Source organism: Bacillus sp. FDAARGOS_1420 (assembly GCF_019344915.1).
Classification (GTDB): domain Bacteria; phylum Bacillota; class Bacilli; order Bacillales; family Bacillaceae_G; genus Bacillus_A; species Bacillus_A mycoides.
Window position 1 is genome coordinate 409660 of the sequence record NZ_JAHWJB010000002.1, and the last position, 12122, is coordinate 421781.

The following is a 12122-nucleotide window of genomic DNA, read 5'->3' on the forward strand; positions in this document are numbered from 1 at the left end:
TTGGTGGTGGTTGAAATGAATCGTAATTGGGAAGAATTTTTAGCACCGTATCACCAAGCGGTGGCGGAGCTGAAAGTGAAACTAAAAGGAATGCGTACTCAATTTGCAATGTTAACGGAGCATTCTCCAATTGAGTTTGTAACAGGAAGGGTAAAGTCGGTTGCAAGTATTATTGATAAAGCGGAGAAGAGAAATGTACCGCTAGACCGAATTAGAGAAGATATGCAGGACATCGCGGGCCTTCGAATGATGTGTCAATTCGTAGATGAGATTAAGCCTGTTGTAGAATATCTTCGAAAACGAAATGATTTTGACATTGTAGAAGAACGTGATTATGTAACGCAAAAGAAAGATAGCGGCTATCGCTCTTACCACGTTGTCATTAGTTATCCTGTTCAAACGATACAGGGGGAGAAAAAAGTGTTAGTTGAAATTCAAATTCGCACGTTAGCAATGAATTTTTGGGCAACGATTGAGCATTCTTTAAATTACAAATATAGTGGACGTTTTCCTGAAGATATTAAAATACGCTTACAACGTGCAGCGGAAGCGGCGTTTTTATTAGATGAAGAAATGTCTTCCATTCGTCTTGAAATTCAAGAAGCGCAAAAGGTCTTTTCACGAAAGCAGGAAACGAAAGATTCTGAATCATAAACTAAAGGGTGTTGGGCGATGAAATTTACAATTATGTCAAAGGGAGATCAATCATCAGATACACTAGCAAGTACGATGAAAGAATACTTGTTAGATTTTGGGTTTACAATGGATGAAAAGGAACCTGATATTGTAATTTCTGTTGGGGGAGATGGAACGCTTTTATATGCATTCCATCGTTACTATAATCGATTAGATGAAACAGCATTTGTTGGTGTACATACAGGGCATTTAGGTTTCTATGCAGATTGGTTACCCACGGAAGTAGAGAAGTTGGTGATTGCAATCGCTAAAACACCGTTCCAAGTGGTTGAATATCCACTTTTAGAAGTGATTATTCGCTATGTGAATGGTAGTAAAGAGTCGCAGTATTTGGCGATGAATGAAGCGACTGTAAAAAGTGCAGAAGGTACATTAGTAACAGAAGTGGAAATACGCGGAGAGTATTTCGAAACGTTTCGCGGAGATGGTCTTTGTATTTCTACTCCTTCAGGAAGTACCGCTTATAATAAGGCGCTTGGCGGAGCAATTATTCACCCTTCTATTGAAGCGATTCAAATTGCAGAAATGGCATCTATCAACAATCGTGTATTTCGTACGGTAGGTTCACCGCTCGTACTGCCGAAGCATCATACATGCGTTTTAAAGCCGGCTGCAGGAATGAACATGCAAATTACCGTGGATCATTTGACGATGGTTCATCAAGATGTGAAATCAATTCAGTATCGCGTTGCAAACGAGAAAGTACGATTTGTTCGTTTCCGTCCGTTCCCATTCTGGAAACGTGTTCGTGACTCGTTTGTTGCAGATAAATAGAGAGGGTTTATATATTTGAACAGATTTACATTGAAATGGGATATAGGGCTGGCTGAAGAGGGAACTTTAGTTAGAGAATTTTTGAAAACAAAAGGGATTTCGAAAGCTGCTTTAACGGATATAAAGTTCCGCGGGGGAGCAATTGAAGTAAACGGTCAACACACAAGTGTTCGTCACAAGTTACAAGCTGGTGAAGAGTTACAAATCTTTTTTCCAGTGGAGGAAAGAAGTGAAGGGATGGAAGTGGAAGAGATCCCTTTATGTATCGTATATGAAGATGATGCGGTTCTTGTTATAAATAAAGAAGCAAATATGTCGACGATTCCGTCTAGGGAGCACCCGTCAGGAAGTATTGCAAACGCTCTTTTATATCATTATGATAAACAAAATCTTGCAAGTACGGTGCACATTGTGACGAGGTTAGACCGTGATACTTCAGGGCTTATGTTAATTGCGAAAAATAGATTCGTTCACCACCTTTTATCGAAGCAGCATCAACAAAAAGGGGTGAAACGAACGTATGAGGCAATCGTTCATGGGACTATTTTAGAAGAAGTAGGAACGATTGACGCGCCAATCGGACGAAAATCGGATAGTATTATCGAGCGAACTGTCTGTGAAGATGGTCAAAGAGCTGTTACTCATTTTAGAGTGATGGAGAGTTCTTCCGATAAGACGCATGTAGCGCTTGAGCTCGAGACGGGAAGAACACATCAAATTCGTGTACATATGGCATATATAGGACATCCGCTACTTGGGGATGATCTATACGGTGGCCGAAGAGATGTGATAAAACGTCAAGCGCTGCATAGTACATCTTTGACGTTTTATCATCCTATTTTAGAAAAGGGAATGACTTTTACCGTAAGTATCCCAGAGGATATGCAATACGCTTTACATAACAATTAAAAGGGAACAAAATTCTTATCATAAAAAGAATTTTGTTCCCTTTTTTTAGCGAAATAATATTAAAATTTGATTTTCACCAGTACGTTTTATAACGAAAAAGCCACTTTCAGCTTTTGTGGCAATGCCGTCATCATTTGGACGACAATATCCGTGTGTTTCGCAAGTGCCGTCATCACGTACTAACATTTGTCCAATTAATCCGACAGGAAGCCACTCAGTACGGTCTCTTCTTGATATATACTTACAAGCTGGATCCCATTCTATATTTAAAAGGGGTTGTATTTCTTGTTTGTTAGTACGTGTATATTGACGTTTTCCGAAGCTGTCTGTTTCATAGCGTTTTTGCCAACTTAAGGCACCGCTATTTCCTATGAGAGCAGGAGTAGCGCTGGATATGCCTAATATGAATGTATCATTTGAAGTAGCTTTTCGAATTTTTTCTTCGCTACTAAATGTAATGAAATAGCCGATATCAATAGGGCTATGATCTGCTGCCTCAAACATTTGTGCAAAATCAGTACCACCTGCATTGTAAGAAGCACCATCGATATACATTTCTCCGTTATGGGCAAGCCATTTGGCACCTATATTATAATCAGTGTCATTTGTCCCATTTGCGATAAACCAGGAATAAGCTTCTTCTGCTGTACCAAATTTCCCCATAATATGGCTGCCTGCAAAATTAGCTGTTGATGTATGATTTCCTTCCGCATGAGATGAGAATCCGTTAGCGATAGTTGCGGTTCCTTCTGCATGTGCTGCTTCTCCCAAAGCAATTGCATGTTTTCCTTCTGCATGAGAATAAGAGCCGCCTGCTGTCGTTTCACTTCCTTCGCTATGCGAACTATGTCCAGTTGCCTTTGTTTTTGTCCCTTCTGCATGAGAAAAGGGACCCGTTGCATGTGTAAGAAGCCCTTCTGCATGTGAAGCGATTCCATCAGCTTTAGAGTGAAGTCCTTCTTTATATGCGTGACGAGCTCCTTTGTTATTTTCTTTTTTTATAGGTGTAGGTACAGGAGCCTGAATAGGGGCGGATCCTTCTATTTGTACATCGTTGCCCGAGATTAATGCTTCTTTTATTTTTTTTACTTGATTTATAATAGTAGCTGGAATTTCTGGTTGTACTTTTTCCTTTATTGCTGCAGGAATGTTTTCTTCTATATTTTCTTGTATCTTTTCCGAATTAAGCACAGGTTCATCATTATTAGAAGCGAGCTTCTTTTTTTGTTTTGCTTTTATTTTCCTGCTATCTATAATTCGCCTCATAACAGCATTTTCTAAAGAGATATATTTTTCTCTCGGTTTGCTTTTTTTTGATGACTCTTGTTCTTCTATTTCTTCTATAGCTGCAGCTCGAATACTGCACCAGTATCAATATTGACTGTATGATTCACAAAGCGAGGTTCATTGACAGGTGTATGTCCATAAACAATCCATGTTTCACCCTTATACTCTTTCGCCCAATCTCGGCGGACAGGTGAGCCGTCAGGGTGTTTTTCGCCTGTAATATCACCATATAGTACAAAGGTTTGTACTTTTTTATCTTGTCTTCCTATGTAATCTTGCCGAATACCAGCGTGACAGACGGTTAATTTTTTTTCATCCAGTATGTGATATAGCGGTGATTGTTCGTAAAGAGTAATGAATTTTTCTTTTATTATTTGTTGCTTATTAGAAGGCAATGCTTCATATTCTGCAACAGTTGTTTCGAGCCCATGAGCGATTGTAACATTACGTCCAAGGAAGAAACGATACAGTTTATTACAGTGATTCCCTGGAGCATAGTAAGCATCTTTTCTATTTATTACGAGCTCCCATACAATTTCAATCATCCGTAATGAATGAGGACCTCGGTCTGTAATATCACCAACGAATGCAAGCCTTCGTTTTGCGTTATGAATTGGGATACCACTATCCCAGCTATACCCTAGTTTCGTTGTTAAATCTTGAAACTCTTGGAAGCATCCGTGAATATCACCTATAATGTCATATTTCATATTTAAACCTCCAGCTCATTTTTTCATTAGTATATCTAAAATGGACATAGAAAAAAACCATACCGTTTTTCGATATGGTTCATTTAAACATAAAGATTTTAGTTCTTGAGCGTACGTTTAAAATAAATCCAATAGCAACCATATATGTGAGCAGTGAACTCCCGCCGTAGCTCATAAGCGGTAACGTTATTCCTGTAATAGGGAGTAAACCAATTGTCATCCCAATATTTTGGAATACTTGGAACGTAAACATTCCAATTGTGCCAGCGCAAATATAACTACCGAAAGGTTCATTGCTTTCTAAAGCGATATGGATCATTCGGTAAATGAGTAAGAAAAAAAATGAAATAATAACACTTGCTCCTAGAAAACCGAATTGTTCAGCGATATTTGTAAAAATAAAATCTGTATGTGGCTCTGGAAAATATACTTGTCTATTTTCCCATCCTTTTCCTTGCATCTCTCCTGATCCGGTAGCTAAAAATGCTTGTCTTAATTGGTATCCTTGTGCGTCATATTCATAAGGTGCAAGCCAACCATAGAAGCGATTTAATTGATATTCTTTTAGAATGTGCTCTTTAAAGAACTCTGTATGCGTGAAATAAATATATGTTAAGGTAGAGCCTATGGCGAAAATACCGGAGGTTAATCCGAGGATAAAGCGCCAACGTATACCAGAAACTAAAACCATTGTTGCAAGCATCGCTGAAATGACCATTGTGTTTCCTAAATCAGGTTCTTTTGCGATTAGAAGTAGTGGAGGTAAACTAGCTGCAAATATTTTTAAAAGTAAAATGAAATCTTCACGAGTTGTCCGAAAAAGGTATTTTTCATTATGATTCGCTATAATTCGTCCAACGACGATAATCAAAAATAATTTCATAATTTCAGAAGGCTGAAAGTTTCCGATGCCTGGAAGTCTGTACCACGCGGTAGCCCCTTTAATTGTAACGGCGCCAGGAACTTGAAGCTCTAGGCCAATTAGAAGTATGAGTGCAAAGCTATATAAATACCAAGCAATTTGTTTATAGCGATCGAAATCAATAACCATAATAACACCAATGGCGATAAATCCAATGGCATACCATTGGATTTGTTTTAATACAAAATTTACGTTTTGTAAAAATGGTGGTAAAGAAGCTTGTGCACTTGCGATAGCAAAGCAGCTAACAATCCCAATGGCAAATAAAATGAATATTAATATGTAGTCTATTTGATATTGAGTGTTCGGATCTTTCACTGTATGAATTCCTTTCTACTGCTCTCTATATTAGTGGGTTTTAGTTGGTGCATCACATAGTTTAAAAAGAATGTATGAACTATACGCATTATTCACGTAAAGCTCACACATTTTATTTTCGCAGAATAGACTAATGATGTAGCTCTTTTATAATTATGTCCAAACAATGGGAAAGACGTACATGTGTATCTGGAATGAGGTTTGGTAGCTGGCTATAATATTCTAAGGAATTTTTACACCATTTATAAGCGCTAATTAGACCTAGTCTATAATCTGTATTATCTTGTAAAAATCCGTATTCTTTTGAAGTTATAACGAGGTGCGTAAAATCCTCAGATCCTTCAAGGAGCTTGCTGTGTATTTGTTGCCCAGTATGGTAGCGAAATTGGCTTAAAGGTTCGGATATGTATACTGCGTTTCCTTTAGAAAGTAAGGAAATCCATGATGCCATATCGACACTACAAGAATAGTGCCTTCCTTTTAGCGTGCCGAAAGGTTCAGTGAGTAACTGTTTTCTAAACAGAATAGTTGTAGGCTCACCGATAATGTTATGTCCACCTTTTAACATCCAGTCGCCTAAAAATATTCCGTTTAATTGAATGTCTTCGCTATATAATCTTTGTGTTGGATGAGCATCTCCAATTAAATTCCCGTGATCATCAATACGTACTCGATAAGAAGTTATAAGAGCGAGATTTTTATTTGTGTCTTGCTCAAAATAAGCCATCATTTTTTGTATTTTATGATTATAAAACACATCATCGTCCATTAAAAAATTTATATACTCCCCATTAGATTTCTCTAAGAGCATAAGATCGTTATGAAATTGTCCTAAAGTAGTGGTATTTCGAATGTATGTTATGTTTTTATAATTAGGTAAATACTGTTCATTTATTAAGATTTCTGTTTCATCATTTGTACTATCGTCTCCTATAATAATTTCAATGTTTGGATAAGTTTGTGCTAATGCACTTTCTAGAGCAATTTTGAAATAATGTGGTCGATTATAAGTGGGAATAAGGATGGAAACGAGAGGTGGCTTTTTTTCATTATTCATACGAAACTACCTTTCAGAAGCTTTTTTTGTAAGAACGATATCTTGATAACTTGTATACTCATTTCTGCCGCACCATAAACCATAATGCGGTTTATTAATTACCTCTAAGCCATATTTATTTAATAAGATGCGGATATCTTCTTCAGGATAGGCAACTGCAAAATTAGGAATATCTTTATTCACAACATAACAATTTTCAATTTGATGATAAAAACCTAATGTACTTAGCCCTGAATTTAAGTAATAGGATGATTCAGGGTTAATGAGAAAGAAGGTAATAAAACATCTCCCATCTTTTTTTAGAACACGTACAATCTCAGATACGTAATGTTCTAATTCTTTCGGAAGGAGATGGGTAAATACAGAAGTTAAAAAAACAAAATCGAATGAATCGTCTTCATATGGAAATTTGTATTGAGAAGCATCTTCTTTTCCTTCTGGGTTGTAGAATTGATTATATATATCAACGTGTTCAAAATGAAAATTGCTACGGGCAGCTGAAATATTATTTTTGCACCATGTAATGCCATCTTTAAATAAATCAAATCCATAATAAGCTCCATCATCACCTAAGTAATTCATTAATGGAACCGCCATTCGACCGACACCACAACCTACATCTAACACTGTTTCATTGGATTTTAAACTACCAATTTGAATAAAATGCTTTATGAATTCTTTTCCAACCTTTTGAAAGTCGCCACCTACATATTGGACGAGTTCGGGAGGTGGGATTAATGCAATTTTTTTTTCAAGCTCGCTCATAATTTCACTCCTTCCTTGTAGTAAATAGGGAACCAACATTTTTAATATGCAGCTAACATTTTATAGTGGGAGGGGAAACGATATTAGAACTGTTGTGATATGTAAAAAGCTCCCTAGAACAACTGGAAATAGTAATGGGAGCTTTTGTTTTTATTTATCATGCTATTGGCGAAGGCTAATAATTAGTGTGAGATGGAGAAACCCTAACTGAATAAAGTTTCGCCCTATTCTTTTCGCCAATAAACCCCGAATACATCAATTTTAGTAATAGGAGCTTTTAAGTTTCTTTGATTTCTAAAGTCTGTCACAGCCTCAGCACATGGTGGTAGCCCATAGTCATCGATAATTATATAGCCGCCCTTAGAAACTTTATCGTATAAGTTTACGAGACCATCCATCGTTGATTCATACATATCACCGTCAAGGCGAGCAATCGCAATTTTTTCTATCGGTGCTGACGGTAAAGTATCTTTAAACCAACCTTTTAAAAACTTTACCTGGTCATTTAATAAATCGTATTTTCTAAAGTTTTCTTGTACTTGTTCTAAAGAAACACGTAAATAATCAAAGCCGTGTAAGTAATCGCCGAAATCTCTCGGGTATTGTTCTATATTTGGTGTTGGGAGGCCCTCAAATGAATCGGCAACCCATACATTGCGATCAGTAATGTTGTTTGCTTGTAAAAAACCATTCATAAAAATGCACGATCCCCCGCGCCACACACCTGTTTCAATAAAATCACCTTCTATATTTTCACGGACAACTGTTTCTAATGCTTCATGTAATTGATTCATGCGTTCCCGGCCGATCATACTGTGTGCTGCTCTTGGCCAATCCATTCCGTCTTGACGTTCACTTTTTAAAACATCTGGTTTCACAATTTTCAAGTTATGGTTTTCAGCATATTGCTTAATGAATAAAGGAAGTGGTATGGTAACTGGTTCATATGGAAGTTCCTTAGATATATGTAACGAAGCAGGTAAATATGGCTCATACTCTAGCCATATTTCAAACAGAATTGTTTTCTTTAACAACTCGAGATAAAGCCGGACAGCAGATTTATTTTCCATATAGATGCCTCCTGCGAAATGTCATACAACAATATGATTATGTAGACAGTGAAAGTTTCATGATTGAATTCATAATTGAAAAAGCAGTAAAACTAATATCAGTTTTACTGCTAAGGAAAAAATTAAGCGATTTTTTCAATGATAATTGATGCACTCGTACCAAGAGCTAACGATAATCCAAGTCCTGTAACAACCGCTTCAACCATCGATGGAGTTATTGTAATTTGTGTAATTGCTTGGATAACGATAGGTGCTCCAAGTGAGATTAAACTTGTTCCAGAGCCAGGAATATTAACACCATTCACTTGAATTGAAAGGCCACCTAATACACTTACTAATGCAGTATATGCGATAACAGTAATCTTATAGAATCCAGTTTCACTTATGATGAAAGTATCAGCATCTAATTGAGAAATTGCTGTACCAAACTGAGATCCAACAGTGTTAAATGGTACTGGGTCATTAAATCCAAGAGATATGCTAATTGCAGCAGAGTTAAATGCGTACAATCCTGCCGGAAGTCCTAATCCAGATGGTCCAGTCGGCCCGGTTGGTCCAGTAGCACCAGTCGGCCCAGTAGCACCAGTGGATCCAGTAGCACCAGCTGGCCCAGTCGGTCCGGTCGGTCCAGTCGGCCCAGTGGCACCAGTGGCACCTGTACCAGTCGGTCCGGTCGGCCCAGTTGGTCCAGTCGGCCCGGTAGGAAGGGTAAACGGCGGTATTGGCGGTAAAGTCGGTCCTACAAGATTAGGATCAAATGCACTAGCTGATAAGGATTCATCGGGATTTAAGCCATCTGAATAATTATTATTTGACATAAATTCACCTCCATAAAGCTTTCATTATATAGTAGATGCAAAACCGTAAGAAAATGACACGGACATTTGAATTATTGAAAAGAAATCTTAAATAGCTTGAACAAGTTAAAAAAATGGAAAGTTTATTGTATGTATAACATATGATTGAGTTGGAAGAGGGTGATTATGTTGAACAAGCAAGGAATTACAATTAGTCTATGTATGATTGTTCGAGATGAGGAAAATACAATAGATCGATGTTTGGACGCGGTAGAAAAAATTGTTGATGAAATTATTGTAGTTGATACAGGATCCACTGATCGAACGAAGGAAATTGTAGCAAAATACACTTCTAACATACACGATTTTCCGTGGGTTGATGATTTTGCGGCAGCTAGAAATTTTGCTTTTTCAAAAGCAACGCAAGAATATATATTATGGCTAGATGCGGATGATGTTTTATTAGAGGATGCTCAAGAATTACTGAAAACATTAAAACGAGAGTTAGATGGTAAAGTTGACGCTGTTTCTATGCCTTATTATCTTGTAATGGATTCTAATGGGAAACCTTTATATTGCACAAGAAGATATCGACTTGTAAAGCGTGAAAAACAATTTCAATGGTTTGGAAAGGTACATGAGTATTTAGCTGTTTCTGGTGAGATTTACAATAGTAATGTCGCTATTACACATAAAAAGGAAAAAGAAGTAACGAATCGTAATTTAAAAATTTTTCAAAATGCTGTAGCAGCTGGAGAAGAATTAAGCCCGAGAGATTTATTTTATTACGGTAATGAATCTATGGATAATCAAAAATATGACGATGCGATTCTTCTGTATGAAACATTTCTTAATCAAGAGGAAGGCTGGCATGAAGAGAAAATTTATGCATGTGGTAAGTTAGGGGATTGTTATGCGAAGTTAGGAGACTGGGAGAAGGCAGTTGAATCTTGTACGAAGTCGTTTCGTTATGGTATTCCTAGGGGAGAGAATTGTACAAGAATAGGATATGTATATATGGAACAACAAAAGTATAATGAAGCGATATTTTGGTTTAAGCTAGCAACTGAAGTGCCGCTAGCAGAGGATAGTCCTTTTCACAGTCCGGCTAGTTATACGTGGATTCCATATTTGCAAATGTGTATTTGTTATAGCAGATTAGGAGATCAAGATAAAGCTTATTATTATAATGAATTAGCAGCTTCTTATGTTCCGAATAATGCTGCGATTGAATATAACCGTAAATATTTTAGAGGCGTCTATGATAAACAATATAAAATGTGATTTGTTCTATTTTTAGGAAATGACTTGTCGCTATTCTAACGATAGTAGATTGGCTATATATTAGAGTATCGGTAATGCAACCAATAGAGATGGCATCCTTTGTAGAATGTATTTTATTTATATTTCAAATTCAATTTGCATAAGGAGTGTGTGAAATGAATCGGGAGAAAAGTTCTTTATACGAAGAAAAAGCTGAACATTATTATAACGCGATAAACCCTAATTTATTAAAGCATATAAAAAAGGAATGGCAAGAAGTTCTTGATATTGGCTGCTCGAGCGGTGCATTAGGAGCTGCTATAAAAGAAAATGGAGCACGTGTATCAGGAATTGAGGCGTTCCCAGAGGCTGCCGAAAAAGCGAAAGAAAAACTAGATCATGTTATTTTAGGTGATATAGAAACAATGGATCTTCCTTATGAGAAGGAACAATTTGATTGTGTCATATTCGGGGATGTATTAGAGCATTTATTTGATCCGTGGGCTGTCATAGAAAAAGTAAAACCTTATATTAAACAAAATGGAGTTATTTTAGCTAGCATACCGAACGTTGCTCACATTTCAGTGTTAGCTCCTTTATTAGCTGGAAATTGGACGTATACAGAATATGGTTTGTTAGATAAAACACATATTCGTTTCTTTACATTTAATGAAATGCTAAGAATGTTTTTAAAAGCAGGATATTCTATTAGTAAAGTAGATCGTGTATATGTTGATCATAAAATATATGAGCCACTTATTGAAGAGTTATATGGAATTTGTAAAAAGTATCGTCTTGGAAGTGGCTTCATGGCTGAGACAGTTGTATTTCAATATATTATTGAAGCAGAAAAATCACAACTATGAATAATCCTGATAGAACGATTTTGATGGTGACATGTGTAAATGATTCGAAATTGTATGCACAATGCGTGAGACATATATTGAAATTGGCAGTACCTCCAGGATATAGTGTACAATTCATGCCGATTCGCGGTGCAAAAAGTATGACGAGTGGATACAATCAAGCACTTTCGAATCCAGCGAAATATAAAGTGTATTTACACCAAGATGTTTTTATTGTAAATGGGGCTTTTTTATTTGGATTAATTCAATTATTTACGGAACACGAGCATCTTGGGATGATTGGGATGGTTGGAGCCCAGTATGTTCCCCCGCACGGTGTATGGAACGAAGGAAGAGGGATAGTTGGGAAAGTAATTGGTTACATGAACGAGTTATTTTATATGGCTAGTTTAGAGCAACCATTTCATGAATCAAAAACGTTTATTCCTGTGGAATGTATTGACGGTTTATTGATGGCGACACAATATGATATTCCGTGGCGAGAGGACTTATTTGATGGGTTTGATTTTTATGATGTATCCCAATCTTTTGAATTTAAAAAAGCTGGGTATACAGTCGGTGTCCCTGTGCAGCGTGATGCTTGGTGTATTCATTATCATTTTGATGTGAATATGACGAACTATGAAAAGTATAGAAAAGTATTTGTAGAGAACTATATGTCAGATGTGAATAAGGAAGAATAGAGGGC

12 protein-coding genes and 1 pseudogene are annotated in these 12122 nt (G+C 36.8%); 6 read left to right on the forward strand and 7 right to left on the reverse strand.

Going from position 1 to position 12122, the window contains the following annotated elements:
- Positions 1-15: 15 nt before the first annotated feature.
- Genes yjbM through I6L50_RS12360 form a run of 3 tightly spaced genes read left to right on the forward strand, consistent with a single transcriptional unit; the run spans position 16 to position 2379 of the window.
- On the forward strand, positions 16-654 hold the full coding sequence (gene yjbM / locus I6L50_RS12350; RefSeq protein WP_002125951.1) for a GTP diphosphokinase: 639 nt from the start codon (positions 16-18) through the stop codon (positions 652-654).
- 18 nt (positions 655-672) lie between these two features.
- Positions 673-1470 (forward strand): NAD kinase, encoded by a 798-nt coding sequence (locus I6L50_RS12355; RefSeq protein WP_002011365.1) that lies wholly within the window; start codon positions 673-675, stop codon positions 1468-1470.
- Positions 1471-1485: 15 nt separating this feature from the next.
- On the forward strand, positions 1486-2379 hold the full coding sequence (locus I6L50_RS12360; RefSeq protein ID WP_219301718.1) for an RluA family pseudouridine synthase: 894 nt from the start codon (positions 1486-1488) through the stop codon (positions 2377-2379).
- Positions 2380-2424: 45 nt separating this feature from the next.
- Here I6L50_RS12360 and I6L50_RS12365 read toward each other — a convergent pair whose 3' ends face one another.
- The 7 genes and pseudogenes from I6L50_RS12365 to I6L50_RS12395 form a co-directional block, all read right to left on the reverse strand.
- Positions 2425-3738, reverse strand: coding sequence for a peptidase G2 autoproteolytic cleavage domain-containing protein (locus I6L50_RS12365; protein WP_219303693.1), 1314 nt, complete (start codon positions 3736-3738; stop codon positions 2425-2427).
- Positions 3735-4376, reverse strand: a pseudogene (gene prpE, locus I6L50_RS12370) (bis(5'-nucleosyl)-tetraphosphatase PrpE); the annotation flags it as partial. The pseudogene prpE and the gene I6L50_RS12365, both read right to left, overlap by 4 nt.
- A 79-nt stretch (positions 4377-4455) precedes the next feature.
- Positions 4456-5616, reverse strand: coding sequence for an FtsW/RodA/SpoVE family cell cycle protein (locus tag I6L50_RS12375; protein WP_002030401.1), 1161 nt, complete (start codon positions 5614-5616; stop codon positions 4456-4458).
- 130 nt (positions 5617-5746) lie between these two features.
- Positions 5747-6673 (reverse strand): glycosyltransferase family 2 protein, encoded by a 927-nt coding sequence (locus I6L50_RS12380; RefSeq protein WP_002134977.1) that lies wholly within the window; start codon positions 6671-6673, stop codon positions 5747-5749.
- 6 nt (positions 6674-6679) lie between these two features.
- Positions 6680-7438 carry a class I SAM-dependent methyltransferase gene (locus I6L50_RS12385; protein WP_002134979.1) on the reverse strand — a complete coding sequence of 253 codons (759 nt, stop codon included), beginning with the start codon at positions 7436-7438 and terminating at the stop codon, positions 6680-6682.
- Between the two features lie 224 nt (positions 7439-7662).
- Positions 7663-8508, reverse strand: coding sequence for a TylF/MycF family methyltransferase (locus I6L50_RS12390; RefSeq protein WP_219301720.1), 846 nt, complete (start codon positions 8506-8508; stop codon positions 7663-7665).
- Between the two features lie 122 nt (positions 8509-8630).
- Positions 8631-9326 carry a BclA C-terminal domain-containing protein gene (locus I6L50_RS12395; RefSeq protein ID WP_219301721.1) on the reverse strand — a complete coding sequence of 232 codons (696 nt, stop codon included), beginning with the start codon at positions 9324-9326 and terminating at the stop codon, positions 8631-8633.
- Between the two features lie 165 nt (positions 9327-9491).
- Here I6L50_RS12395 and I6L50_RS12400 point away from each other — a divergent pair, with 165 nt between their 5' ends.
- The 3 genes from I6L50_RS12400 (at position 9492) to I6L50_RS12410 (ending at position 12117) form a co-directional block, all read left to right on the forward strand.
- Positions 9492-10589 carry a glycosyltransferase gene (locus I6L50_RS12400; protein ID WP_219301722.1) on the forward strand — a complete coding sequence of 366 codons (1098 nt, stop codon included), beginning with the start codon at positions 9492-9494 and terminating at the stop codon, positions 10587-10589.
- Between the two features lie 155 nt (positions 10590-10744).
- Positions 10745-11434 (forward strand): class I SAM-dependent methyltransferase, encoded by a 690-nt coding sequence (locus tag I6L50_RS12405; protein ID WP_219301723.1) that lies wholly within the window; start codon positions 10745-10747, stop codon positions 11432-11434.
- Positions 11431-12117 carry a glycosyltransferase family protein gene (locus tag I6L50_RS12410; protein WP_219301724.1) on the forward strand — a complete coding sequence of 229 codons (687 nt, stop codon included), beginning with the start codon at positions 11431-11433 and terminating at the stop codon, positions 12115-12117. Before I6L50_RS12405 ends, I6L50_RS12410 begins: the two co-directional genes overlap by 4 nt.
- Positions 12118-12122 lie beyond the last annotated feature (5 nt).

What these genes read in the sequence shown, in the direction of transcription:
- yjbM (WP_002125951.1), top strand. Translation starts at nt 16, where the DNA reads ATGAATCGTAATTGGGAAGAATTTTTAGCACCGTATCACCAAGCGGTG.
- I6L50_RS12355 (WP_002011365.1), top strand. Translation starts at nt 673, where the DNA reads ATGAAATTTACAATTATGTCAAAGGGAGATCAATCATCAGATACACTA.
- I6L50_RS12380 (WP_002134977.1), bottom strand. Translation starts at nt 6,673, where the DNA reads ATGAATAATGAAAAAAAGCCACCTCTCGTTTCCATCCTTATTCCCACT.
- I6L50_RS12385 (WP_002134979.1), bottom strand. Translation starts at nt 7,438, where the DNA reads ATGAGCGAGCTTGAAAAAAAAATTGCATTAATCCCACCTCCCGAACTC.
- I6L50_RS12390 (WP_219301720.1), bottom strand. Translation starts at nt 8,508, where the DNA reads ATGGAAAATAAATCTGCTGTCCGGCTTTATCTCGAGTTGTTAAAGAAA.
- I6L50_RS12395 (WP_219301721.1), bottom strand. Translation starts at nt 9,326, where the DNA reads ATGTCAAATAATAATTATTCAGATGGCTTAAATCCCGATGAATCCTTA.
- I6L50_RS12400 (WP_219301722.1), top strand. Translation starts at nt 9,492, where the DNA reads ATGTTGAACAAGCAAGGAATTACAATTAGTCTATGTATGATTGTTCGA.
- I6L50_RS12405 (WP_219301723.1), top strand. Translation starts at nt 10,745, where the DNA reads ATGAATCGGGAGAAAAGTTCTTTATACGAAGAAAAAGCTGAACATTAT.
- I6L50_RS12410 (WP_219301724.1), top strand. Translation starts at nt 11,431, where the DNA reads ATGAATAATCCTGATAGAACGATTTTGATGGTGACATGTGTAAATGAT.